This is a genomic window from Sideroxyarcus emersonii (genome assembly GCF_021654335.1).
In the GTDB taxonomy this organism is placed as follows: domain Bacteria; phylum Pseudomonadota; class Gammaproteobacteria; order Burkholderiales; family Gallionellaceae; genus Sideroxyarcus; species Sideroxyarcus emersonii.
In genome coordinates, this window is the sequence record NZ_AP023423.1 from 829,124 (window position 1) to 853,664 (window position 24,541).

28 protein-coding genes are annotated in these 24,541 nt (G+C 61.8%); 18 read left to right on the forward strand and 10 right to left on the reverse strand.

All coding sequences use genetic code 11. The annotated features are described in order from the left end of the window. Nucleotides 1–140: 140 nt before the first annotated feature. From nifD to L6418_RS04075, 6 genes are all read left to right on the forward strand, one after another. Nucleotides 141–1,616, forward strand: a complete 1,476-nt coding sequence (gene nifD / locus L6418_RS04050) for a nitrogenase molybdenum-iron protein alpha chain (RefSeq protein WP_237248191.1) — start codon at nt 141–143, stop codon at nt 1,614–1,616. A gap of 85 nt (nt 1,617–1,701) precedes the next feature. After that, a complete protein-coding gene (gene nifK, locus L6418_RS04055; protein WP_237248192.1) occupies nt 1,702–3,270 on the forward strand; it encodes a nitrogenase molybdenum-iron protein subunit beta in 1,569 nt (522 codons plus the stop codon). A gap of 99 nt (nt 3,271–3,369) precedes the next feature. Continuing rightward, on the forward strand, nt 3,370–3,594 hold the full coding sequence (gene nifT / locus L6418_RS04060) for a putative nitrogen fixation protein NifT (RefSeq protein WP_237248193.1): 225 nt from the start codon (nt 3,370–3,372) through the stop codon (nt 3,592–3,594). A 130-nt stretch (nt 3,595–3,724) separates the two neighbouring features. Continuing rightward, a complete protein-coding gene (locus tag L6418_RS04065; RefSeq protein WP_237248194.1) occupies nt 3,725–3,925 on the forward strand; it encodes a 4Fe-4S binding protein in 201 nt (66 codons plus the stop codon). Between the two features lie 55 nt (nt 3,926–3,980). Then, entirely contained in the window at nt 3,981–4,688 is a 708-nt protein-coding gene (locus L6418_RS04070) for a dinitrogenase iron-molybdenum cofactor biosynthesis protein (protein WP_237248195.1), read from the forward strand. Beyond that, entirely contained in the window at nt 4,685–4,954 is a 270-nt protein-coding gene (locus L6418_RS04075; RefSeq protein ID WP_237248196.1) for a DUF6129 family protein, read from the forward strand. Before L6418_RS04070 ends, L6418_RS04075 begins: the two co-directional genes overlap by 4 nt. Nucleotides 4,955–5,022: 68 nt before the next feature. On the opposite strand, the gene L6418_RS04080 is transcribed toward L6418_RS04075, so the two are convergent. The 5 genes from L6418_RS04080 to L6418_RS04100 form a co-directional block, all read right to left on the reverse strand. Further along, the gene (locus L6418_RS04080) at nt 5,023–5,631 is read right to left on the reverse strand and encodes an HD-GYP domain-containing protein (protein ID WP_237248197.1); all 609 of its coding nucleotides are present in this window, start codon (nt 5,629–5,631) and stop codon (nt 5,023–5,025) included. Nucleotides 5,632–5,680: 49 nt separating this feature from the next. Then, on the reverse strand, nt 5,681–6,367 hold the full coding sequence (locus L6418_RS04085) for a class I SAM-dependent methyltransferase (RefSeq protein WP_237248198.1): 687 nt from the start codon (nt 6,365–6,367) through the stop codon (nt 5,681–5,683). A gap of 8 nt (nt 6,368–6,375) precedes the next feature. Continuing rightward, complete coding sequence (locus tag L6418_RS04090; protein ID WP_237248199.1) at nt 6,376–7,446, reverse strand: hypothetical protein; 1,071 nt, start codon at nt 7,444–7,446, stop codon at nt 6,376–6,378. Between the two features lie 52 nt (nt 7,447–7,498). Further along, entirely contained in the window at nt 7,499–7,648 is a 150-nt protein-coding gene (locus L6418_RS04095; RefSeq protein WP_237248200.1) for a hypothetical protein, read from the reverse strand. Nucleotides 7,649–7,781: 133 nt separating this feature from the next. Next, nucleotides 7,782–8,096, reverse strand: coding sequence for an antibiotic biosynthesis monooxygenase (locus tag L6418_RS04100; RefSeq protein ID WP_237248201.1), 315 nt, complete (start codon nt 8,094–8,096; stop codon nt 7,782–7,784). A 151-nt stretch (nt 8,097–8,247) separates the two neighbouring features. Between L6418_RS04100 and modA (L6418_RS04105) the strand changes: the two genes are divergently transcribed. From modA (L6418_RS04105) to L6418_RS04140, 8 genes are all read left to right on the forward strand, one after another. Further along, nucleotides 8,248–9,018, forward strand: coding sequence for a molybdate ABC transporter substrate-binding protein (gene modA / locus L6418_RS04105; RefSeq protein ID WP_237248202.1), 771 nt, complete (start codon nt 8,248–8,250; stop codon nt 9,016–9,018). Nucleotides 9,019–9,356: 338 nt separating this feature from the next. After that, nucleotides 9,357–10,166 carry a TOBE domain-containing protein gene (locus L6418_RS04110; RefSeq protein ID WP_237248203.1) on the forward strand — a complete coding sequence of 270 codons (810 nt, stop codon included), beginning with the start codon at nt 9,357–9,359 and terminating at the stop codon, nt 10,164–10,166. Nucleotides 10,167–10,178: 12 nt separating this feature from the next. Further along, nucleotides 10,179–10,946, forward strand: a complete 768-nt coding sequence (gene modA / locus L6418_RS04115; protein WP_237248204.1) for a molybdate ABC transporter substrate-binding protein — start codon at nt 10,179–10,181, stop codon at nt 10,944–10,946. Nucleotides 10,947–10,958: 12 nt separating this feature from the next. Then, the gene (gene modB / locus L6418_RS04120) at nt 10,959–11,645 is read left to right on the forward strand and encodes a molybdate ABC transporter permease subunit (RefSeq protein WP_237248205.1); all 687 of its coding nucleotides are present in this window, start codon (nt 10,959–10,961) and stop codon (nt 11,643–11,645) included. Then, nucleotides 11,642–12,730 (forward strand): molybdenum ABC transporter ATP-binding protein, encoded by a 1,089-nt coding sequence (gene modC / locus L6418_RS04125; protein WP_237248206.1) that lies wholly within the window; start codon nt 11,642–11,644, stop codon nt 12,728–12,730. The genes modB and modC overlap by 4 nt, the downstream gene beginning before the upstream one ends. Before the next feature lie 37 nt (nt 12,731–12,767). Next, nucleotides 12,768–13,241, forward strand: a complete 474-nt coding sequence (locus L6418_RS04130; protein ID WP_269807823.1) for a GNAT family N-acetyltransferase — start codon at nt 12,768–12,770, stop codon at nt 13,239–13,241. Between the two features lie 210 nt (nt 13,242–13,451). Continuing rightward, nucleotides 13,452–14,177, forward strand: a complete 726-nt coding sequence (locus L6418_RS04135) for a 4Fe4S-binding leucine-rich repeat protein (protein ID WP_269807841.1) — start codon at nt 13,452–13,454, stop codon at nt 14,175–14,177. After that, a complete protein-coding gene (locus L6418_RS04140) occupies nt 14,174–15,139 on the forward strand; it encodes a hypothetical protein (protein ID WP_237248209.1) in 966 nt (321 codons plus the stop codon). The genes L6418_RS04135 and L6418_RS04140 overlap by 4 nt, the downstream gene beginning before the upstream one ends. Before the next feature lie 60 nt (nt 15,140–15,199). Here L6418_RS04140 and L6418_RS04145 read toward each other — a convergent pair whose 3' ends face one another. The 5 genes from L6418_RS04145 to L6418_RS04165 all read right to left on the reverse strand — a co-directional run bounded on the left by L6418_RS04145 (nt 15,200) and on the right by L6418_RS04165 (nt 20,213). Beyond that, nucleotides 15,200–16,834: a methyl-accepting chemotaxis protein gene (locus L6418_RS04145; protein ID WP_237248210.1), complete on the reverse strand. Its 1,635-nt coding sequence runs from the start codon at nt 16,832–16,834 to the stop codon at nt 15,200–15,202. Between the two features lie 560 nt (nt 16,835–17,394). Further along, a complete protein-coding gene (locus L6418_RS04150) occupies nt 17,395–18,249 on the reverse strand; it encodes a peptidoglycan DD-metalloendopeptidase family protein (RefSeq protein WP_237248211.1) in 855 nt (284 codons plus the stop codon). 129 nt (nt 18,250–18,378) lie between these two features. Beyond that, nucleotides 18,379–18,579 (reverse strand): DUF2905 domain-containing protein, encoded by a 201-nt coding sequence (locus L6418_RS04155; protein WP_237248212.1) that lies wholly within the window; start codon nt 18,577–18,579, stop codon nt 18,379–18,381. A 30-nt stretch (nt 18,580–18,609) separates the two neighbouring features. After that, a complete protein-coding gene (locus L6418_RS04160; RefSeq protein WP_237248213.1) occupies nt 18,610–19,119 on the reverse strand; it encodes a GNAT family N-acetyltransferase in 510 nt (169 codons plus the stop codon). Between the two features lie 62 nt (nt 19,120–19,181). After that, nucleotides 19,182–20,213 (reverse strand): fumarylacetoacetate hydrolase family protein, encoded by a 1,032-nt coding sequence (locus L6418_RS04165; protein WP_237248214.1) that lies wholly within the window; start codon nt 20,211–20,213, stop codon nt 19,182–19,184. A gap of 318 nt (nt 20,214–20,531) precedes the next feature. Here L6418_RS04165 and nifE point away from each other — a divergent pair, with 318 nt between their 5' ends. From nifE to L6418_RS04185, 4 genes are all read left to right on the forward strand, one after another. Then, a complete protein-coding gene (gene nifE, locus L6418_RS04170) occupies nt 20,532–21,938 on the forward strand; it encodes a nitrogenase iron-molybdenum cofactor biosynthesis protein NifE (protein ID WP_237248215.1) in 1,407 nt (468 codons plus the stop codon). Between the two features lie 156 nt (nt 21,939–22,094). Beyond that, nucleotides 22,095–23,582, forward strand: a complete 1,488-nt coding sequence (nifN, locus tag L6418_RS04175) for a nitrogenase iron-molybdenum cofactor biosynthesis protein NifN (protein WP_237248216.1) — start codon at nt 22,095–22,097, stop codon at nt 23,580–23,582. Continuing rightward, on the forward strand, nt 23,551–24,006 hold the full coding sequence (locus L6418_RS04180; protein WP_237248217.1) for a NifB/NifX family molybdenum-iron cluster-binding protein: 456 nt from the start codon (nt 23,551–23,553) through the stop codon (nt 24,004–24,006). The genes nifN and L6418_RS04180 overlap by 32 nt, the downstream gene beginning before the upstream one ends. Then, nucleotides 24,003–24,443 carry a SoxR reducing system RseC family protein gene (locus L6418_RS04185; RefSeq protein WP_237248218.1) on the forward strand — a complete coding sequence of 147 codons (441 nt, stop codon included), beginning with the start codon at nt 24,003–24,005 and terminating at the stop codon, nt 24,441–24,443. The genes L6418_RS04180 and L6418_RS04185 overlap by 4 nt, the downstream gene beginning before the upstream one ends. Nucleotides 24,444–24,541: the final 98 nt, after the last annotated feature.

A 24,541-nucleotide genomic window follows, 5' to 3' on the forward strand; every position in this document is an offset into this window, starting at 1 on the left:
TTACGGTGTTGTCTTTCTCTCTGGTCTCTGTGAACTCTGTGGCAAAAATGTTTTTGACTTTGCAGTGTGTGCCGGGTAATTCCCGGCCACCCCAACCCTGACAGACTCCACAGATTGGTGGGTCAATAAAGGAGAATGAAATGACAGCATTGACACGCGAAGAGACCGAAGCCCTCATTCAGGAGGTGCTCGAGGTCTATCCCGAGAAAGCCAAGAAAGACCGCGCCAAGCACCTGGCGGTCAACGATCAATCCATCGAGCAGTCCAAGAAGTGCATCACCTCCAACCGCAAATCGCTGCCGGGCGTGATGACCATCCGCGGTTGCGCCTACGCCGGTTCCAAGGGCGTGGTGTGGGGCCCGATCAAGGACATGATCCACATTTCCCACGGCCCGGTCGGCTGCGGCCAGTATTCCCGCGCCGGTCGCCGTAACTATTACGTCGGTACCACCGGCGTGAACACCTTCGGCACGATGAACTTCACTTCCGATTTCCAGGAGAAGGACATCGTGTTCGGCGGCGACAAGAAGCTCGCCAAACTGATCGGCGAGATCGAACAGCTGTTTCCGCTGAACAAGGGCATCTCGGTGCAATCCGAATGCCCGATCGGCCTGATCGGCGACGACATCGAGGCGGTGTCGAAGAAGGCAGCCAAGGAAATCAACAAGCCGGTCGTACCGGTGCGCTGCGAAGGATTCCGCGGCGTGTCGCAATCGCTGGGCCACCACATCGCCAACGATGCGATCCGCGACTGGGTGCTGGGCAACCGCGACACCAGGGAGTTCGCTTCCACGCCTTATGACGTGACCATCATCGGCGACTACAACATCGGCGGCGATGCCTGGGCTACCCGCACCATCCTGGAAGAGATGGGGTTGCGCGTGATCGCGCAATGGTCCGGCGACGGCACCCTGGCCGAAATGGAGAACACCCCCAAGGCCAAGCTGAACCTGTTGCACTGCTACCGTTCCATGAACTACATCAGCCGTCACATGGAAGAGAAGTACGGCATTCCTTACATGGAATACAACTTCTTCGGCCCGACCAAGATCGAGGAGTCGCTGCGCAACATCGCCAATTTCTTCGACGACACCATCAAGGCCAACACCGAGAAGGTCATCGCCAGGTACAAGCCGATGATGCAGGCCATCATCGACAAGTACAAGCCCCGCCTGCAGGGCAAGCGCGTGATGCTGTATGTCGGCGGCTTGCGTCCGCGGCATGTGATCGGCGCCTACGAGGATCTCGGCATGGAAGTGGTCGGCACCGGTTACGAGTTTGCGCACAACGACGACTACGACCGCACCATCAAGGAGATGGGCAACGCCACCCTGCTGTACGACGACGTCACCGGACTCGAGTTCGAAGAATTCGTGAAAAAGGTCAAGCCTGACCTGGTCGGTTCCGGCATCAAGGAAAAGTTCATCTTCCAGAAGATGGGCGTGCCTTTCCGCCAGATGCACAGCTGGGACTATTCCGGTCCGTACCACAGCTATGACGGCTTCGCCATCTTCGCCCGCGACATGGACATGACCCTGAATAATCCCTGCTGGAGCAAGCTGACTCCGCCCTGGTTGAAGCAGGCCGAGCCGGTCGAGGAGAAGAAGGCTGCGTAAGTAGTTTGGGGACGGCGCTTGCCGCCGTCCAATAATCAATCTGTGCCGGCATCTGCGCATGAGCAGTGCGGCTAAGGAGACAAACATGCAACAAGTCGACGATATCAAACCTTGTTATCCGCTATTCCGTCAGGACGAATACAAGGCAACGCTGAAGAACAAGCAGGACAACTTTGAAGAGCGCCACGATGCGGGCAAGATCCAGGAGACCTTCAACTGGACCACCACGATGGAGTATCGCGAGCTGAACTTCAAGCGCGAGGCGCTGACCGTCAATCCGGCCAAGGCCTGCCAGCCGTTGGGCGCCGTGCTGTGCGCGCTCGGTTTCGAGAAGACCCTGCCGTATGTGCACGGTTCGCAAGGCTGCGTGGCGTACTTCCGTACCTATTTCAACCGTCATTTCCGCGAGCCGGTCTCCTGCGTGTCGGATTCCATGACCGAGGACGCAGCCGTATTCGGCGGCCAGCAGAACATGAAGGACGGCCTGGAGAACGCCAAGGCGATGTACAAGCCGGACATGATCGCGGTGTCCACCACCTGCATGGCCGAGGTGATCGGCGACGACCTGAACGCGTTCATCCGCAACAGCAAGAATGCCGGTCACGTACCGGAAGAGTACCCGGTGCCGTTCGCGCACACCCCGTCGTTCGTCGGTTCGCACGTCACCGGCTGGGACAACATGTTCGAGGGCATCATCCGCTACTTCACCCTGAACCACATGGACGACAAGGAACCGGGCAAGAACGGCAAGATCAACATCGTTCCCGGTTTCGAGACCTACCTCGGCAACTACCGTGTGATGCACCGCATGCTGGGCGAGATGGGCGTGCCTTACACCATGCTGAGCGATCCTACCGAAGTGCTCGATACGCCGGCCGACGGCCAATTCCGCATGTATGCGGGCGGCACCACCCAGGCTGAAGTGAAGGATGCGCCGAACGCCAGGACCACCTTCCTGCTGCAGCCCATGCAGCTGGAAAAGACCAAGAAATTCGTCGAAGCCACCTGGAAGCATGACGTGCCGAAGATGAGCATCCCGATGGGACTGGAGTGGACCGACGAGTTCCTGATGAAGGTGTCCGAAGCCAGCGGCAAGCCGATCGCACCTTCGCTGGTCAAGGAGCGCGGACGCCTGGTGGACATGATGATGGACAGCCACACCTGGCTGCATGGCAAGAAGATCAGCCTGTACGGCGATCCCGATTTCACTTTCGGCATGACCAAGTTCCTCACCGAGCTGGGAGTCGAGCCGCTGCACGTGCTGTGCAACAACGGCGGCAAGAAATGGGAGAAGGCCATGCGCAAGATGCTGGACGAGACGCCTTACGGCAAGAACACCCAGTTGTTTGCCGGCGCCGACCTGTGGCATTTCCGTTCGCTGGTGCTGACCGAGAAACCCGACTTCATGATCGGCAACAGCTACGGCAAGTTCATCCAGCGCGATACGCTGCACAAGGGCAAGGAGTTCGAGGTCCCGCTGATTCGCATCGGCTTCCCGATCTTCGATCGCCACCACCTGCATCGTGCGACGACGCTGGGTTACGAAGGCGCCATGCAGATGCTCACCACCATCGTGAATGCGGTGATGGAGCGCCTGGACGAAGAGACCCGCGGGATGGGGACGACCGACTACAACCACGATCTCGTGCGTTAAAGGCAGGACTGAGCCGCGAGGGCTGAGTGCTGAGTGAGCAGGGCGTTTTTACTCGGTACTCGGCACTCAGCGCTCAGTACTGCAACTCAAGGAGTTGCAATGGCAAACATCATGATCCGTCGCGATGCCAAGGGCAGTTACCAGTTCTACCTGCCCAAGCGCGATCTCGAGGACACCATCGTCTCGATGGAGTTCGACACCTCGGAGAAGTGGGGGGGCGAGATCAAGCTGAACAACGGCGGCACGTACTACATCGAGCCGCAGCCGGCACCGGCACGGTTGCCTTACTCGGTGCGGGCGCGCCGTCTGGATGCGGCGGAGTAACTGCGGGGAAGGGTAAAGAGGGAAGGGAGCTCGTCTGTGGCGCTTAAAACTAGGACCGCAGTGCCCCTTCCCCCTTCAGGCCGCTTGCGGCCGCTCTTCTCCCTTCCCTGAACTTGAAAGGAGATTAATCATGGCAATGAAGATCAACGCAGATCTGTGCACCGCTTGCGGCGACTGCGAACCGGAATGCCCGACGGCATCCATCAGTGTGAAGAAGGGTTTGTATGTCATCAGCGCAAGCGGATGCACCGAGTGCGATGGCGAGTACGACAAACCGCAATGCGTGAAAGTGTGCCCGATCAAGGGCTGCATCACGCAACTGGCAGCTTAACGAGCGACAGCCCGGATCGGCAGTTTCATCCGGGCTGGCCTGAAGGAGTATCGCCATGAACAACGGCATCATCACCAAATCCGCTGCCTTGCGCATCGCGCTGGCGGCACGCACCATGGACGATGTGGACGTCGCCGCGCTGGCCACGCGGATCGGCGACCATCTCGGCCTGCCCATCACCGAGGAGAAGCTGGCCAAGCTGACGGTGGCCGACCTCAAGCTGATGCTTTCCGGCGAAGAGACAGTGGAGCCGGATGTCGATCCGGCGAGCCTCAAGTTGGCAGTGCGTCAGCTGTGGGGCGATGCCGGCGACGTCGAGAACCTGCCCAAGCCGCAGCCCTACCGGGAGGGGGACATGCCGGGCAGCCTGCGCGTGGCCGTCGCCTCGAATACCGAAGAGAATGTGGACGGGCATTTCGGTTCCTGTCCGCGCTTCCTCGTCTACCAGGTGGGCCGCGGCGAGATCCGGCTGATCGACGTGCGCCCGACTTTCATCACCGATGAGGCGGAAGACAAGAACAGCGCGCGCGCCGAACTCATCGGCGATTGCCAGATCGTCTACGTGCAATCCATCGGCGGGCCGGCCGCGGCCAAGGCGGTGCGCGTTAACGTGCATCCGGTGAAGACGCCCGAGGGCGGCAAGTCGGAGATCGCGTTGCAACGCCTGCAGGCCGTGCTGGACGCGCCGCCGCCCTGGCTGGCCAAGATCCTCGGCGTGCAGGCGAAATCGCTGAGCAGGTTTGCCGCGGAAGCCGACCAATGATCGTGCCGGAGACCTTGAGCCGGATCGCCAGTGCGGCTGCCGCATTCGGCGAGTTGAACGACGATGCGCTGGCCAGCCTGAAGCAGACCTGGCCGGACCTGCGTTTCACCCTGTGCAGCGACGAGGATATGCCGGCGCGCCTGCCGCCTGCGTTGCGGCGGGAGGGATTCAACCTGTACCTGATCAACGGCAGCGAACACTGCCTCAGCCTGACCGACGATCCGGCGCAGGCCATCGGCGTGGTGCTGGCGTATGTGGACGAGTGACTGCGTTTCTTCCGGGATGCGGCAGGGGCGACTTACGCCATGCATGGCGTAAGCCGGGCCGATGCGGACTAGCTCCTGCCCGCCCTGAACTCGCTGGTTTCGATGTGCTCGCTGAATATCTGCATGAGGGCGGGGTCGTGTTTCTCGCCGGTTTCCTGGTGCAGGATGGCCATGATCTCCGGGTGCGCTCGCGCGTGGTGGTATGACCTGGTCACTGCCATCGCGTCATAACTGTCGGCGATGGAGATGATGCGCGCGCAGATCGGGATGCCTGTTCCCGCCAGTCCGTCCGGATAGCCCGACCCGTCGTAATGCTCGTGATGGTGACGGATGATCCGGGCGGCATGATCCGCTCCTTCGAGTGCGGTTGCCGCCATGATCTTCTCGCCGATCTCGGTATGGGTCTTCATGACCTCCCATTCGGCATCGTCGAACTGCGTCGGTTTCAGCAGGATGTGATCGGGGATGCCGATCTTGCCGATATCGTGGAACGAGGCGGCGATCCTGAGTGCCAGCAGTTCGCTGGATGACAGGCCGCAAGCCGTGCCGATCGCGGCGGAAAGAACCTGCACCCGTTCGGAATGCAGCTGGGTCAGGCGGTCGCGGTAGCCAAGCGCGACCGACAAGGCTTTGGTATAGGTATACAGGGCATTGACTGCGGGGTCTGCTTGTTCCACGTGTGCCTCCCAAACGAAAGTCTTCCGTATCGATTCCCCGGAGCGGGGCTTACCGCTTGCGCACCAGCGTCAGGCCATCCGCAATGGGCAGCATGGTCTGGTCGATGCGCGCATCGCGGCTGATCTTCGCGTTCAGTTTCCGCATGGCCTCGATATCCGCATCGCCTATCCTTGCCCCGAGATCGGCATCCAGCAGGTTCTTGTCGGCCACTGCGCCGAACAGCAGCACATTGTCGATCACCATCACGCCGCCCGGCCGCAGCAGGTCGAGCGAACGTTCGTAATAGGCATCGTAGTTCACCTTGTCGGCGTCGATGAAGATGAAGTCGAAACTGCCGGCCGCACCGGACTTGACCAGGCCATCCAGCGTGCGCAGCGCCTTGCCGAAACGGAAATCGATCTTGTGCGCCACGCCGGCTTCCTGCCAGTATCTTCCGGCGATGTCCGCCCAGCCCTCGTTGATGTCGCATGCGATGAGGCGGCCGTCGTCCGGCAGCGCCAGTGCGATGCACAAGGCGCTATAGCCGGTATAGGTGCCGATCTCCAGCGCCTGCCTGACCCCCAGCGTCTTGACCAGGAACGACATGAATTGCCCCTGTTCCGGCGGTATCTGCATGATGGCGTGCGGGTCGCGCGCGGTCTCCGCGCGCAGACGTTGCAATATCTCCGGCTCGCGCAGCGAGGACAGGAGGTAATCGCGAACCTTTCCGGAGAATCGTATCTCGGCTTTGTCCATGGTCTTGCCTAGCGGGGCTGCAGCATCTTCATCCAGGCGGCATTGTAGGTCGGCGGGATGGCGCCTGCGGTCATCTCGGGGCGGCTGCCTATGCGGCATTCGGCGCCGTCGAGCTGCCGGGCCCACTCCCTGAAGCGCAGCATGCTGACGGGATTCATGACACAGCTCTTCTGCCCGAACGGATGGCCGAGCTGGAACAGCAGGTGCCCGATCTCGTGCGCCAGATACGCACCGGCGAGTTCCGCCGCATCCTCTTCGGAATACTGTTCGCCGCCGCGCAACAGCTTCGTCAGCGCGGAGTCATCCTGGAACGGGAAGGTGCTCATTACGATGTACGAACCGTACTTGCTGTCGCGGCTGAACGACGTGGTGCCGACGGTGAGGCCGCCGCGAATGGCGGAGTGGAGGTCCGCGCCGTAGTATTCGGCGCTCGCGATCGGCTGGTTGGTGATGACCAGGTCGTATGGCAGGTTGCCGTAACCCAGCGTGTCCCAGTACACCCATTCGTTGTACGGCGAGGCATCGAGCACCGGTGCGCCGTCGGCGGCATTGAGGCGGCGCCATTGCTGCAGCCTCTCCAGCATGACATCGGCCAACAGCCCGGAAAGCGCCATCAGGTCTTCGGGGTGGGCATTTGCCGGCAGGTAGGGGGCCGCGAAGGAGAGCGCATCCTCCAGTTTCGTGCCGCGCTCGGTCAGCGTGGCATCGATGCCCTCGACGAGCTTCTGCCGGTCGCCCTTGCCCGATTTGAAATCGTATATGGACGACAGGCGTTCCTGCATGACGGCAGGCGGGATGAGCGCGAACAGCTGGTCGATGCGCATTTCCGGCACATCCGTGAACTCGATGTAGACGCCGAAGTTCTTCCACACGGTCAGCTGGGCCGATGCCAGGATGATCTTCAGGTGGTCGGGGGAGAAGCGGGCGAGGCGAGGATTGATGGCGTGCACGACGCGCAGCTTGACCGCCGCGTCGGGCCTGATCGGCGGGATGGCCGACTTTTGCCAGTCGTCGTTGACCTCCCCTTTGCAGCCGAACAGCAGCAGGGCCAGGCCGATACTGAGGCACTTTGATCGCAAGGTCTTCCTTTCGGCAGTGCGGAAGCGGTTCGCTAGCGGGCTTGCGATCCGGTCACAGTCCCAGCACGATCAGTATGCCGGCCGCGATCGCCACGACCGACATGACCGTACCCATGCCGGAAAAACTGAAATGCAGGATGTGCGCCAGGCCAGTGACGATGAGCCAGGTAGCCAACAGCAAAGATCCGATGCTTCTTTTCATTGCGAGATTCCTTTTAGGTAGATATCTGAAGTGATGTTTCTGTCTGTACGGCAAAGACCGCCAAGGCTATCAATTTTTATCGCATTTGTATGCTGCCGGAACTTAATGGCCGGAAGAGCAGCCATGTCGGGCCTCAGGATCCATATTCGCGCTCGACGCGACAGATGCGGACGCGAAACCGCGCGTACCAGTCGCCGGCGCGGCGCTGTGCCTGACGGTGGTCGAGATGCTCTTGCCATGTCTTGATCGCTTCCAGGCTGGACCAGTACGAAACCGTGATGCCGATCTCCTGCCGCGCGCTTTCGACGCCGAGGAAACCGGGCTGCTCGACCGCGAGTTCGACCATGTGTTTGGCCATCTCGCCGTAGCCGTTGTCGCCGTCAGTGCGAACGGAGGTGAAGATGACGGCGTAGTAGGGCGGCTGTGGGGTGGCGGCGGGTGAAGGCATTCCTGAGCCTTTGGCGAGAAGTCGGTGAATGTTGGCTGGCTCGTACCGTACCTGCCCGACAACTCCCGGTCAATATGCCAAAAGGCCTATATAGTCGCTGGCCTTGATGCAGCTTGCTATCATTGCACCCATCCTGATCCGGAGTTGAATGATGACTTTCCCATTGCATGCCTTTGTCGCCACGCTCCTGCTGTTGTGCGGACTGATGAGCACGCCTGCAATGGCCGGCGAGATCAGCGTGGCGGTGGCATCCAACTTTGCGGCGCCGATGGAGCGTCTTGTCCCTTTGTTCCAGAAGGAGAGCGGGCACACGGTGAAGGTCAGCCTGGGTGCGAGCAGCAAGTTGTATGCGCAGATCAGGGGCGGCGCTGCATTCGATGTCTTCCTGTCCGCGGATGAAGAGTTCCCGAAACGTTTGCTGCAGGAAGGATCGGCGGTCGGCGGTTCGCGCTTCGTCTATGCCACCGGCAGGCTGGTGCTGTGGAGTGCGCAACCGAATCTGGTGGATGACAACGGCGCGGTGCTCAACAAGGGAAATTTCAGCGCGCTGGCGATCGCCAATCCTTTGTCCTCGCCCTACGGCGTGGCGGCGAAAGAGACGCTGACCAAGCTGATCATGTGGAATTCGATACAGGACAAACTGACCAGGGGCGACACCGTTGCGCAGACCTACCAGCTTGCGGCAACCGAGAAGGCCGACCTGGCTTTCATCGCGCTGTCGCAGGTCATGCGCGACGGCAAGGTGACGCAGGGTTCCTGGTGGATCGTCCCGCCCGAATTGCACAAGCCCATCCGGCAGAGTGCAGTGCTGTTGAGCTTAGCGAAAGACCCGGTCGCGGCGAAGGCGTTCCTGGCTTTCCTGCAGAGCGAGAAAGCGCGCGCGGTGATGCGCGGATTCGGGTATGAATTTCCGCGCGATTGATCCCTCTTTTCCCTCGCCAGCCCTCTGGCGCGATGCATGTTGCCGCGGGCTTCCTCCCGCCGTTTCCCTGCGGTTCCTGTGAGATAATCGATCCGGTTGTATATTTTGATGCATAACGCTGGCAGATCGGGGCCGGCGGACGTCCCCGCATTGTTTGTAGCGAACGACACAATTTGTCTAAAAATATACAAATCAGGATGTTGTGGGATCTGCCCGGAAGGCGCTGCAGATTCGCGTGAAGCAAGTGTGGGCGAGGGATGGGAGGCGGAAATGCATAAATTGGCATCGCTTTTGCTCATCGTCAGGGTGTGACTGGTTATAACGTGCGGGGTTCTGTCATGGCTCAATCGATAGTCGAGAAAAAAACCGGGACCGGGACGGTGTCCAGGCTGAAGATCGCCAGGGGACGTCGCTGGGATCACCTGGAACTGCTGGAGCGTATCGATGCGACGGGTTCCATCTCGGCGGCGGCAAATGCGATGGGCATGAGCTACAAGGCTGCGTGGGAAGCGGTGGAGGCGATCAACAATCTTTCCGAGCAGCCCCTGGTCGAGCGCAAGACCGGCGGCAAGAAGGGGGGCGGTACCACCCTTACCACTCATGGCCGCCGGGTGGCAGGAGCGTATCGGCGGCTGGAGCAGGAACGCGAAGAGGTGCTGAAGAAGCTCGCACAGGTCATGGACGATTTTGACGAGTATTATCATTTGATCAGGAGATTCGATATGAAGACGAGTGCGCGCAACCAGTTCCTTGGCACGATCAAGAGCATCAAGCTCGGGGCGATCAATGCGGAGGTGATCATGGAGATCGGCGGCGGGGATGTGCTGGCCGCGGTGATCACCAACGAGAGTGTCGGCCATCTTGGCCTCAAGGTCGGCACTGAAGCGTATGCCCTGGTCAAGGCACCGTGGGTGATCGTGACCACCTCGGACGGGTTCAAGACCAGTGCGCGCAACGAGCTGCACGGCACGGTGGTGCGTTGCCAGGAAGGCGCGGTGAACGGCGAGGTGATCATCGAGCTGGCCGGCGGCAAGACCGTCGCTGCGGTGGTGACCAACGACAGCATCAAGTCGCTGGGCCTCAAGGCAGGGGTCAAGGCGTGTGCGCTGATCAAGGCATCGCATGTCATTCTGGCTGTCAATGCATAAGGCGGAGCGGCGATGAAAACGCGTAATCTGAATCGGTGGCTGGCAGTTGGCGCACTGTTGTTCGGTGCGATGGATGGGGCGCATGCGGGCGAGGTGAACGCTGCGGTGGCGGCCAACTTCTCCGCGCCGGCACAGCAGATCGCCGGGTTGTTCCAGAAGCAGAGCGGGCATACGGTGAAGCTCAGCTTCGGTTCCAGCGGCAAGTTCTATTCCCAGATCAAGCAGGGCGCACCGTTCGATGTGTTCCTGGCGGCGGACGAGAAGAATCCCAAGCTGCTGGAGCAGGAAGGGCTGGCGGTCGCCAACACGCGCTTCGTGTATGCGCTGGGCAAGCTGGTGCTGTGGAGCGCCAGGCCCGGGTTCGTGGACGACAAGGGAGCGGTGCTGGGCAAGGGGGGCTATGACAAGCTGGCCTATGCCGATCCCAAGCTCGCGCCCTACGGCCTGGCCGCAGAGGAGACGCTGCAAACCATGGGACTTTGGAACGCCGCGGTGCAAGGCAAACTGGTGACGGGCGAGAGCATCGCCCAGACCTACCAGTTTGCGGCCACGGGCAATGCCGACATGGCCTTCATCGCGCTGTCGCAGGTCACCCAGGACGGCAAGGTGACCGCAGGTTCGTGGTGGCTGGTGCCGCCGCACATGTACAGCCCGATACGCCAAAGCGCCGTGTTGCTGAGTGGCGCAAAGGATCAGACCGCGGCACAGGCTTTCCTGAAATTCCTGCGAAGCGAACAGGCCGCGGCGGTCATCCGCAGCTTCGGCTATGACAAGCCCTGATCCAGGACTGCCATGGATGCGCTAGGCGCCGACGACCTGCAGGCGGTATGGCTGACGCTCAAGCTGGCGAGCGTCGCGACCTTCCTGCTGCTGCTCATCGCCACGCCGCTGGCGTGGTGGCTGGCGCACAGCCGCAGGTGGTACAAGGGGCTGGTTGCGGCGCTGGTGGCGTTGCCGCTGGTGTTGCCGCCCAGCGTGCTGGGCTTCTATCTGTTGCTGCTGATGGGGCCGCATGGCGCGGTGGGCGAGTTGACCAGGGCCCTGCATCTCGGCGCGCTGCCGTTCACCTTCGCCGGGCTGGTGGTCGGTTCTGTGCTGTTCTCGCTGCCCTTTGCCGTGCAGCCGATCCAGAATGCGTTCGAGGCGATCGGCAAGCGCCCGCTGGAAGTGGCAGCGACATTGCGCGCGAGCCTGTGGGACCGCTTCTTCAGCGTGGCATTGCCCCTGGCGCGCCCGGGTTTCATCACTGCGATCATCCTTGCTTTCGCGCATACCGTCGGCGAATTCGGCGTGGTGCTGATGCTGGGCGGCAACATTCCCGGCGAGACGCGCGTGCTCTCGGTCGCCATCTACAACCATGTCGAATCGATGGAATACGCCACCGCGCATTGGCTGGCGGGAGGCATGGTGCTGTTCTCGTTCGTCGTGCTGCTGTCCCTCTATCTTGCGGGCGGCAAACTGTTGAAAGTCGTGCGATGAACGACGGGCCGGCAAGCGAGATACGAGCTCATTTCAGGTTGCAACTGGAAAGCTTTGCGCTGGATGCCGCATTCAGCGCGCCGGCGACGGGCGTCACCGCCCTGTTCGGACCTTCCGGCTCGGGCAAGACCACCTTGCTGCGCTGCATCGCCGGGCTGGAACATGCCGCCGGCACATTGCAGGTGAACGGCGAGACGTGGCAGGACGAAACCGCATTCGTGCCCACGCACCGACGTCCGCTGGGCTACGTGTTCCAGGAAGCCAGCCTGTTCCAGCACCTGTCGGTGCGTGCCAATCTGGAATACGGTTACCAGCGCATTCCTGCCGCCGAGCGCAAGGTGCGGCTGGAGCAGGTGGTGGAATGGCTGGGCCTGGAGCGCCTCGTCGAACGCCGCGACCCGGCCAGGCTTTCCGGCGGCGAGAGGCAGCGTGTCGCCATCGGCCGCGCGCTGCTCACCAGCCCGCGCATCCTGCTGATGGACGAGCCGCTCTCTGCGCTCGACACCAGCAGCAAACAGGACATCCTGCCGTATCTGGAGCGCCTGCATCGCGAACTCGAAATCCCTGTGCTCTACGTCAGCCATGCGCTGGACGAAGTGGCGCGTCTGGCCGACCACCTGGTGCTGCTGGAACGGGGGCGCGTCATCGCCAGCGGTGCGCTGGCAGAGACGTTTGCGCGGCTCGATCTGCCCATTGCGCATTTCGACGATGCCGGGGCGGTGGTCGAGGCAACCGTGGCGCAGCATGATGAAACCTATCACCTCACGCGGGTCGACTTCGCCGGCGGCAGCCTGTGGGTGGGCAAGGTGGCGCAAGCGCCGGGCAGCCGGGTGCGTGCCCGGGTGCTGGCGCGCGACGTGAGCATCGCCACGCAGCAGCCGCACGGTTCCAGCATCAGCAATATCCTGCGCGCGCACATCGCCGAGATCCGCGACGAGGGGGCCGACAAGGTGAACGTGCGCATGACGGTCGGCGATGCGCAGGTGCTGCTGTCGCGCATCACGCGCCGTTCGCGCGACCTGCTCGATCTGGCGGTCGGGATGGAAGTGTATGCGCAGGTGAAGAGCGTGGCGCTGATGGCTTGAATGCCGGGCGCCGGCCGAACCGGCGGCGGGAACATCTTTGTATCGGGAGCAGGGCTGCATGAACATTGAGATCGGCTTCGCCACCGCAGCAGAACTGCCGCAGCTCGCCGAACTGCTGGCCGAGCTGTTCACGCTGGAGAACGATTTCCAGCCCGGGCGCGACAGGCAGTTGCGCGGTCTGCGCGCCATCCTCGACAACCCGGCAGTCGGCCGCCTGTTCGTGCTGCGCATCGACGGCCGGGTGGCCGGCATGGCCAACGCGCTGATCACCGTCAGCACCGCGGAAGGCGGGCGCGTATTGCTGCTGGAAGACGTGATCGTGCGCCGCGAACATCGCGGCGGCGGACTGGGACGGCGGCTGGTGGAGCATGTGCTGGCGTGGGCGCGTGAACAGGGGATGACGCGCGCCACCCTGCTGGCCGACCGCGACAATGCGGCAGCGCTGGATTTCTATCGCAAGCTCGGATTTACTTCTTCGCAAATGAGGGTGTTGCGCAAGCCCTTGTCCTGACTCGCGCGGTTTTGTCGCAATCGCTACAAAACCCGCCGCGCCGACAATTCCACACCTTATGGCCAATCCGCGTCGCTGCGGGCTTTGTGCGCGATCCGGTGTGCTGGCACGGGGGTTGCTCGTCTGCCATGGGGATTTATTGCGGAGCGACAATTGGAAGTCCTGAAGATGCCGGAACGTCAATCGGAGGCGTCACCGTTGGCGGGGAGGATGTATGCCGATTGCTCGGCCTGCCCCCAGCGCGCGTTATTGGCGGAGGGCCGATGTGTGCCGGGCGACATCTGCCTGGTCGCGCAGAGCGGGCGGCAGATCGACCGTTTCCTGCGACGCAATCCGCAGCTCGCCGAGGATTATCTGGACGACGGATTCTGGGAGCGCCGTGCCATCGCTGCGCGCTATGCGCCGCTGGAGCGGGTGCGGCAGATGCCGCGCGATGCGGATGAAGTGGTGCGCCGCGTGGTGGCGAGCCGTTTGCCGATCGACGAACTCGACGATTACCTGCACGACAGTGATCGCGAGGTGCGCATGACGGTGGCCGAACGCATTGCCCCGGAACGCCTGGATGCGCTGATCGCGGACGAGGATTACCTGGTGCGCTTGCAGGCCGCCAGGCGCCTGCCGCATGGGCAGTTGCGGCGCATGGTGGGCGATGCGGACCGGGAAGTGCGCAAGGAGGTGGCGCGCCGGCTGCCGTCGTTCGCCTTGAGCATGCTGGCGCAAGACGCGGATAACGAAGTGCGGCGCATCGCCGCCTCGCGCATGTTGCCTGCCGATGCGGCGAAGATGCTGGCGGACCCGGATTGGGTGGTGCGCCTGGAGGCTGTACAGCGGGCACCTCTGGAATCGATATCCGGATCGCTGGACGACGCCGAGGCGGATGTGCGCGCTGCGGTGCGGCAGCGCCTGAATGAATTTTTTCCTGGGGACGACCAATGAGTATCTATGCGCTTGATGAATCCATGTTGTACAACCTGGCCGGCGAGATCGAGGCCCTTCCTCCGCGCCCGCATCACAGCGCCTTGCTGGAGGCGGCCAACTGCATACGGCCGGGCTGTGCCTTCCGCTATGCGCTGAATCGCGGCGGCTGGTACCGCCCCGGCGGCATCATCAGGCCGGATGGCGGACGCGTTGCCGACAGCCTGGAAACCTGGGCGAAGGCGGAGTTGCAGATCTGCGGCGGCGACATGCACGAGCTGGTCGAGCGCTACGCAGGCAGCGGATTGCTGGTGACGCGCCACATCGGACGTACGCATTACTTTGTCGCGGCCTGCGGCCCGGCGCCGGCGGATTTCCTGCAGCTGGAAGTCGAAGAGTTGCAGGAAGTGCTCGACCGTCAGCTGGTCGATGCCGGCAAGCCGCCGGAAGATCTGCAGGAGCTGACGGAACCGATCCTGCCCGAAACGCTGGAAGCACAGGCGGTGGCCGCACCCCGTTATCGTTTCCGCAGGCTGATCGATATGCGGCAGACCGTCGCCAGGGCCGCGGCTTCGGATGCCCGCAATGCCGGCTTGTCGCGCCTGCTTTCCGAATGGACGCACAGCAGCGCCGCTGCGCGCGGCCATTTCAGCGACCACTGGATCGTCGCGCTGCGCGAACATCAGGACCGCTATCGCAATCCGGTGGTGTCCGCGTCGCTGGTGTCGCGCCATGCGCGCGAACTGAAACCCTTCCAGTGGAACCCGGACCTGGCCGGCGTGGAGATGTGTGCGCAGTTGCAGGCATTCGACCGTGCCGCCGGATATGCCTCGGCCTGGTATGCGCATCTGGTGGCTGGCACCATCGCCCCGCCCAAGGTCGCCTATGCCGTGGCGCGTGACCTGGATGCCGGCTTCAGTTATCTGCCGGATACCGAGGCCGTCTTGATCAGGAACTGGGTGGCGGCACCGTATTCAGTCTAGGAGTCGCAAGCGAGGCGGGATGGTTTCCGTTTTACGGGGGGATCCGCTCTCGCGTGGGCGTCAGTAACGGAAGCGTCCGACGACGTTATTCAATTCTCCGGCCAGGCGATCCAGCCGATCGGCCGTTTGCGCGGTGCCCGCCATTGAGGTGCTGGTACTCTCGACCATCTGGGCGATCTGTTCGACCTGGATGGCGATATCGTTGCTCGCCGAGCTTTGTTCACGCGTGGCGTTCGCCACTTCGCGAATGCGGACCAGCGTTTCGCCCGCCCCGGTGCGAATGTCCCGCAGCAGTGCGGCGGCACTTCGGGCAAGATCGACGCCGATCTGCACCTGCGGTGCGATGTCATCCATGACGGTGACGGCCTGCTTGGTGTCGTTCTGGATGATGGAGATCATTTCGTCGATCTGCACGGTGGCTTTGGCGGTACGTTCCGCCAGATTGCGCACTTCGTCGGCGACCACCGCGAATCCGCGCCCCTGTTCGCCTGCGCGTGCGGCTTCGATCGCCGCATTGAGCGCGAGCAGGTTGGTTTGCGCGGCGATATCCGTGATGACGCTGGCAATCGAGGCGATCTCGTTGGCCCTGTTGGCCAGTTCGCGGATTTGCGACGAAGCCTGTTCCACTGTGCCGGCGATCTTGCTCATTTCATCGGATGCCGAAGTGACGCTGCTTTCCCCCTGTTGGGCGAGTTCCGCCGCACGGGTGGAATTCACTTCGGTTTCCTGCGCGTTTTCGGAGATATGGCTGATGCTGACGGTCATTTCCTCGATTGCAGCAGACATCGAGGAGGTGGCGTCCACCTGGGTGTTGGAAGCCATGGCGACTTCGTGTGCCGTCTGGGCGATGGCACGGGACTCGTTGGTCACTTGTTGAGCGCTGTTGCCCACGCCTTGCATCATGCTACGCAGGCTTTGCAGCATGTTGGCCAGCGATGACAACAGGCTGGCCGGATTGCCGGAGTCGGTATTGACGGTGACGGTCAGGTCGCCGCTGGCGACATTCCGGATGATCTCCACCGCATAAGCCGGTTCTCCGCCCAACTGACGCAGCACGCTGCGTGCAACGAAATAGGAAAGCAGGATGACCGCAGCAAAGATGGCGCTCAGCAACAAGGCATAGGTCTGTATCTGCCCATAGAAGGCCGTTTCGACGTCATCGATGTAGATGCCGGTGCCGATCACCCAGCCCCATGGTTCGAAACCCTGTACGTAGGAGATCTTCGGTTCGGGTTTCGCATCCTTGGAGCGTGCCCACATATAGTCCAGGAAGCCGGCCTTCTGCGATTTCACGATATTGACGATCTCGACGTAGAGCAGCTTGCCCGCCTTGTCCTTGAAATCGCCGAGATCGCTTCCCTGCAGATCCTGGCGGATCGGGTGCATGATCATCCTGGGCTGCATGTCGTTGATCCAGAAATATTCCTTGTCCTGCTCGTAGCGCATGCGGCGCACCGCATCGGCGGCACGGGCCTGCGCCTCGTCGCGGCTGAGTTTTCCCTGTACTTCCAGTTCGTGGAATGCGTTGACGACGCCGATGGCGACCTCGACCAGATGACGGGTCTTGGTCTGGCGATCCTGCATCATGGTGTCGCGCAGGTGGAAGATGGAAGCTGTGGCAAGCACGGCAAAGCCGACAAAGGCGGCGAGGACGATGATTCCCAGACGGCTGCGTACTTTCAGTGTTTCTAGCATGTTATGACTCCGGATTTCGATGGCATGGCGATGACAGGTAACGGTTTAACGGCAATTCCGGCACATTCTGGATAGCACCTCGAAATAAAGCTCGAAACAAAGTGCGGGCGGGTGCGGATATCCGGTTGCGCGGCAACCAGATATCGCCGCCGGGGAAAGAATGCGGCGCCACTGCAAATTCACACATGCTTTTCAGGGATAAATAACAATTTGACAGTCATGGGTTTTTAGGCCCATAGTTGTCATGGGTTTTTTACCCCGGCACGCTTTCAATTGTGGTCTGCGCGTCGTTTCAGCTTCATTCAACCTGTTCGGGAGGATTCCATGATTGCTCTGCCACTCGTTTTTGTCATGTCGCCGTTCATCGTGCTGGTGTTCATGATCGTGTTTGCTGGCCAACCAAACCGATAGCGGCATGGTTCTGCTTTGACCCAACGAACATATCTGGGGAGCCCGGCTTAGGCCGGGCTTTTTTTTGCGCCAATACATGGGAAGCGGGGAGCTGACATCAGCGATCGACCGGACTGGCCGCAATCGCTATCCGGCAATTTTCGAGGCAACTATTGACGGGCAGTCGCCGGGATGAACAGTTCAGGATCGACCATCGCTCCGTTAAGCACCACGCTCCAGTGCAGATGCGGGCCGCTGGCGCGCCCTGTCTTGCCGGAAAGTCCGAGCAGCTGGCCTTTGCCCACCGTTTCGCCCGCCCGCACGTCGATCCGCGCAAGGTGGCAGTACATGGTGATCAACCCGTTGCCATGGTCGACAAAGATCGTTTTGCCGTTGAAGAAATAATCGCCGATCGCCAGCACCTGGCCTTGTGCGCTGGCCTTGACCGGCGTGCCGCTCGCGACTGCCACATCAAGACCGGCATGCGGCGAGCGTGGCTCGCCGTTGAAGAATCGACGCACCCCGAAGCGCCCTGCCAGATTGCCTTCGGCGGGAACGATGAAGGCCAGGTCGGTATCGGTCGCAGTGCGCCAATGGCGCTTCAGTTCCTTGATGGTGGATATTTCGCGTTCGGCGCGGGCCAGGTCGGCAGCCGACAGGTCCACCTTGCTCTTGTCCTTGAGTGTGACATGTTGCTCTGGATAGTCCTTGGGGCTTACCACGAAGGACTCCACTTTCGTCTCGCTGCCTATTTTGACGCTCAATTCATGCGGACCCGGTTTCATGTCCAGGGGCAGGCCGACCACCGCATACCATTGATCGTGGTCGGCAGTGACCAGCACAGGCTGGTTGCCGAGCCAGGTTTGCGGCCGGTCCGCCGCTGCAGTGCTGCCGAGCGGAACGACTGCAATGCCGCCGGGAACATTGGAGGACTGGGGCAGGCTGGCATGGGCAAGCGGCGGCAAGGCCAGCATGAGCAGGCCGAGAAAGCGGGGGAGAAGCGTGGTGGCAGCGAGTGCGCGCATGATTCCTCTTTGCAGTGATATCCGTCCGACCGCGCTGGGCAGCAATTCCTGTCGCAGCGCCGGGCTGCATTATGCCTCTTTGTCGTTGCCAGGCTCAATACGCCGCCGGCCAGGCGCGGCGACCATGGATCACTTCCTGAATATCCAGAACAGCAGGGATAGCAGCAGGGAGACAGCAATGCTGGTCGTGATCGGGAAATGGAAGCTGTAGCCTTTCCGTTCGATATGGATATCGCCCGGAAGATGGCCGAGGCCGAGTTTGGACAACCAGGGCCAGGCCATGCCGAGCAGTACGAGGATGATGCCGGCGATGATGAGCCACTTTGCCATAGCTGCGATCTCCGGGTTGGGGTCGAGGTTTCAGCCCAGGGGCTTGCGAAGCAATATCTCGTCGAATCCGGGAGCGACCAGTCCCTCGATCGGGCCGATCGGGTAGAAGCCCAGGCCTTGATAGAAATTCAGGGCCTGATGATTGAACGACGAGGCGATGACCCACAGGTTCCTGGCTTCGTAACGTGCTTCCGTCTCTGCCCAGGCCAATACCTGTTTGCCGATGCCGCGTCCCCTGTAGCCGGGGGACATGCCCAGCAGCTCGATATAGGGGCCGCGCAGCCATGGATGGCGTATGCAGATCACCCCCGCCAGGTCGCCGTCGACCGAGATCGCGTATCGGCGCAGTGCCGCATCGTCACGGAGCAGATAGCTTGCTAACGAAGCGGCGGAGAATTTCAGGCTTGCCCACGGCTCGGAACTGGCAAGCATCTCTGCCAGCGACAGGGCGTGCTCGTTGCTCAAAGCGGTCGAGAGCTGGCAGCCATCCAGGTGTTCTGTGGTCTTGCTGAATGCCTTGCGCGGCGTGTTCGTGGTCATGGATCTTCCTGCTGCCTGATAGTGTCCGGTCCGGTATGCGCCATCCCGGCTATTGTAAGGGGCTATGCGAGCCTGAATTTCAACTCGCCCAATTTCTCGATCGAGCTGACGATCTCGTCGCCGGCCTTGAGCCAGACCTGCTTGTCTTTCGGATATCCCAGGATCACGCCATGCGGGGTTCCGGTAAAGATGATGTCGCCGGGCTCAAGCGTCCAGTGCCTGGAGATATAGGCGATCATCTGCTGGGTGTTGAAGATGAAATCGTTGGTGTTCCAGGATTGGCGTATCTCGCCGTTCACCCGAGTCTCCAGCTTCAGGTTATTCGGGTCGCCAACCAGGTCGGCCGAGACGAAATAGGGGCCTATCGGCGCGAACTTGTCGAGTGTCTTGCCGATCATCCACTGGCTGCTCGGCAGTTCCAGCTGCAGGTCGCGGGCGGAAAAGTCGTTCGCCGTGCAATACCCGGCAACGTAATCGAGCGCATCGGTTTCGGATACATTGCGGGCCGCTTTGCCCATGACGATCAGTAACTCGGTTTCGTAGTCGAATTTGTGCGCGATCCCGGCAGGCGGAAGTTCGATGGTGCAATTGTGCGCGGCCAGCGCATTGTTGAACTTGTTGAACAGCGGCGGTACCCGTGGTTCCGGCATGCCGATCTCGTGTGCGTGGCGTTTGTAATTGAGGCCGACGCAGACGATCTTTCCGGGATTGGTGAAAAGCCGGCCGTAAGTGATGTGCGCTTCGTCGAGCAGGGCGGGCCTGATCTTCGGGCTGCCATTGCTGGCCATGATCCTGGTGAGCGCGGCCGCATTTCCCTTGCGCAGCAGTTCCTCCATCGTCAGCGGCGCCGGGATGCCGAGCAGGCTGGATGCTGCCCGAACATCGATGACGGCGCTGCCGGTCTTTATGCCGAGCGTCTCGCTGCCGTCGGGCTGGGAGATCGACAGCAAGGTCAGGCCCTTGGGCAATTCGTGCGGTCCGGCATATTTGCTCGTGTGCGATGCAGGTTTCGCACTGGCGGATTGAGCGATGCCGAGGGCGGCTCCGGCGGTAACTGCGGTCGTGGCGGTCAGGAACGTGCGGCGCGTGATCATGATGTCTCCTTTCGTTCAGTCGTGGGGCGAAGGATCCGGTCGTTACGGTTGTCGATCACGGCAAATTCACGTTGCCGTTTCCTGCTGGCCGAACCGGGACGGCCATAATCGTAGCAAATCGATGCGAATGCAAATCCTCCGCGAGACAGCCTTTGAGGTGGGGCGGCCGGGGTTCGCGGATATCCCGAATTTGTTGCGTGCGGTGCGCTTGTCGGGTTTGCTACAACACGCTCCGCAATAAAACTTATTGGAATCAATGTGGTGTCATTGGCACGGCATTTGCGAATATGAGGCTGTCATCAATCGCGAGTGAATGCCATGCAAGCCAAGGACATCGCCGAACTGCTGAACGAACCGGCATGCACCCATAACACCAAGTCCAAGTCGGGCTGCGCGCGACCCAAGCCGGGCGCGACGGCTGGTGGCTGTTCGTTCGACGGCGCACAGATCGCCTTGCTGCCGATCGCCGACGTGGCGCACATCGTGCACGGCCCGATTGCTTGCGCCGGCAGTTCCTGGGACAACCGCGGCACGCGATCGTCCGGCCCGACCCTGTACCGTATCGGCATGACCACCGACCTGACCGAGCAGGACGTCATCATGGGGCGTGGCGAGAAGCGGCTGTTCCACGCCATCAGGCAGGCGGTGGACAGCTATTCGCCGGCAGCGGTATTTGTGTACAACACCTGCGTGCCTGCGCTCGTCGGCGACGACATCGGCGCCGTGTGCAAGGCCGCGGCGGAAAAGTGCGGCGTACCGGTGGTGCCGGTGGATTGCGCCGGTTTCTACGGCACCAAGAATCTGGGTAACCGCATCGCGGGCGAGGCGATGTTCAAGCATGTGGTGGGCACGGTGGAGCCGTTGCCGGTTCCGGCCGAAGCGCAGCGTCCCGGCATCACCGTGCATGACGTGAACCTGATCGGCGAATACAACATCGCCGGCGAATTCTGGAACGTGCTGCCGCTGTTCGACGAGCTCGGCCTGCGCATCCTGTGCACGCTGTCCGGCGATGCGCGTTTCCGCGACGTGCAGACCATGCACCGCGCCGAAGCCAACATGGTGGTGTGCGCCAAGGCGCTGCTCAACGTGGCGCGCAAACTGCAGACCGATTACAAAATCCCGTTCTTCGAGGGCAGCTTCTACGGCGTGACCGATACCTCGATGGCATTCCGCGAATTCGCCAAGTTGCTCAACGATCCTGCGCTGACCGAGCGCACCGAGGCGCTCATCGCGCGCGAGGAAGCGAAGATCAACGTGGCGCTCGAGCCGTGGCGCGAACGTCTGCGCGGCAAGCGCGTTCTGCTCTACACCGGCGGCGTGAAATCGTGGTCCATCGTTTCCGCCTTGCAGGACCTGGGCATGGAAGTGGTGGCCACCGGCACCAGCAAATCCACCGAGGAAGACAAGGCGCGCATCCGCGAGATCATGGGCGAGAAGACCAAGATGATCACCGACGGCAGCCCCAAGGCGCTGCTCGGCGTGGTGAAGGAATACCAGGCGGACATCCTCATCGCCGGTGGACGCAATATGTACACCGCGCTGAAAGCGAAGATCCCGTTCCTCGACATCAACCAGGAACGCGAGTTCGGCTACGAAGGCTACAGCGGCATGGTCGAACTGGCGCGCCAGCTCGCACTGACCTTGCAGAGCCCGGTGTGGCAGTCGGTGCGCAAACCGGCACCGTGGGCGAAATCGAGCGTACCGGGTGTGGAGTTGGGGGCGTGAGCATGGCGCTAAATTTAACCCGTCATTCCGGCGCAGGCCGGAATCCGGTTGATCAATATATCCCGCGCAAGCGGGACTGCAGATTGGAGTTTTCCTCTATGCGGGCTGATTATTTTCTCCGGATTCCGGCCTGTGCCGGCATGACTGGGAGGTGACATGGCCGAAATCCTGAAACGCAACAAGGCGCTCGCGGTGAATCCGCTCAAGGCCAGCCAGCCGGTCGGCGCATCGCTGGCCTTCCTCGGCATCAACCGGGCGATCCCGATGATGCATGGTTCGCAGGGCTGCACCGCCTTCGGCAAGGTCTATTTCGTGCGCCACTTCCGCGAACCCATCCCGTTGCAGACCACCGCGATGGACCAGGTTTCCACCGTGATGAGTGCAGACGAAAACGTGATCCTCGGTTTGAAAACCATCTGCGAGAAAAGCAAACCGGCGCTGATCGGCCTGCCGACCACGGGGCTTTCCGAAACGCAGGGCACCGACATCAAGCGGCTAGTGAAGGATTTCTACATCGCCTATCCCGAGTTCGCGCATATTCCCGTGGTGCCGGTGAATACCCCCGATTTCACCGGCTGCCTGGAAAGCGGCTATGCGCTGGCGGTGAAGGCAGTGCTAGAAACCTTGCTTCCCCAACATGTCCCTCACCCCAACCCTGATGGAACTACTAGCCATTCGACCAAGCCCGCAAGCGGGCAAGTCGCCGGTTATCTCCCGCCTGCGGGCGAGGGGGCAAATGCGAAAAGCAATGTGGGTAGACGCAAGAAACAGGTCAACGTGCTGGCCGGATCGTTCCTGACGCCCGGCGACATCGAACACGTCAAGGAACTGGTCGAGGCGTTCGGCCTGCGTCCGCTGGTGCTGCCGGACCTGGGCGATTCGCTCGACGGACATCTTGCCGAGACGGAGAGCTCGCCGCTGACGGTGGGCGGCACACCGGTCAACGATATCTCCAGCATGGGCGAATCCATCGCCACGCTGGTGCTGGGCAATTCGCTGTTTGCGGCTGCCGATTACCTGAAAGAACAGACCGGGGTGCCGGACTATCGTTTCAACAGCCTGATGGGGCTGGATGCGGTGGACGGCTTTGTCTCGGCGCTGGCCGGGATCAGCGGCAGGCCGGTGCCGGAAAAAATCGAACGCCAGCGCGCGCAACTGCAGGACGCGATGGTGGACGCGCATTTCATGCTGGGTTTCGCACGCATCGCCATCGCGGCCGATCCCGATCTGCTCTATGGCCATGCGCGCCTGGTCACCGAGATGGGGGGGGAGGTGGTCGCCGCAGTGGCGCCGGCGCGTGCCGACATCCTCAACGAAGTGGCCGCAGCCCAGGTTGGCATCGGCGACCTGGAGGACCTGGAATCCGCTGCCATGCGAACGGGGGCACAGCTGGTGATCGGCAATTCGCATGCCGTGGAGACGGCGCGCCGGCTCGGCGTGCCGTTGCTGCGCGCCGGCTTTCCGCAGTACGACCTGCTGGGCGGCTATCAGCGCCTGTGGGTCGGCTATCGCGGTACGCGCCAGTACTTGTTCGACCTGGCCAATGTGCTGGCGGAGCATGGGCATCGCGAGCCCGAGCCCTACGTTTCCATCTACCACCGAGGAGTGCGCCATGCGGCATCTGCGGCTGGTGGAAAGCACTAAGGTGCATGCCATGAAAGTGAAGATCGCCTTTGCGACCAGCGACCGTCGTGCGGTCAACCAGCACTTCGGCGCGGCCGAATCGTTTGCCGTTTACGAGCTGGGCGAGAGCGAGACACGGCTCATCGAGGTGGCCGAATTCATCGAGACAGCGATGGACGGCCATGAAGGCAAGCTCGCCGCCAAGGTGGAGCTGCTGGGCGATTGTGCTGCGGTGTATTGCAATGCGGTGGGGGCCTCGGCCATCCAGCAGCTGCTGGCCAAAGGCATCCAGCCGATGCGCGTGGACGAGGGCACGCTCATCGACGAGCTGCTGTGCAGCCTGCAGAGGAGCATGGCGAATGAGCCGCCGGTATGGCTGGCGAAGCACCTGAAGAAACAGTCGGTCGGCGGACGCTTTGCCGAAGACGAGGAGTGGCAGGAATGATCGAGACATCGGCAAAGGTGGTTTCTGCGGGCAACGGCACGGCCCTGGTCGAGCCGAACGGCGAATCCGGCTGCGGCGGCTGCAAGTCGCGCAGCGCATGCGGCGTATCCGGCCTGGGCAAGTATTTTTCAGGCAACCGCAAGGCCATCGAAGTGAAGTGCGATGCCGGCGTGCGCGCCGGCGACGAGCTGCAGCTGAGCATGGATGAGGGCGACATGCTCAAGGCCGGGCTGCTGGCCTACCTGCTGCCGAGCGTGCTGGCCCTGGTCGGTGCGGGTGTGACGGCTTCACATGGCGATGTGGCCGCAGTGGTGGGCGCGGCCGTTGGCTTGGCAGTCGGCCTGCTGCTCGGCCGCATCACCGGCTGGGCACCGCACATGAAGGTTGAAGGCAAGAAAAGATTGGCCACAGAGCACACGGAGATTGCAGAGGAGTAAGCGGGTTTTGCGAGCAACCGCCCATTCCCCCGTTAACCGATTCTGCGTGTCCCTGTGTTCCGCGTGGCTCAAAGGTTTTGAATTTATTAAAGGAGAAA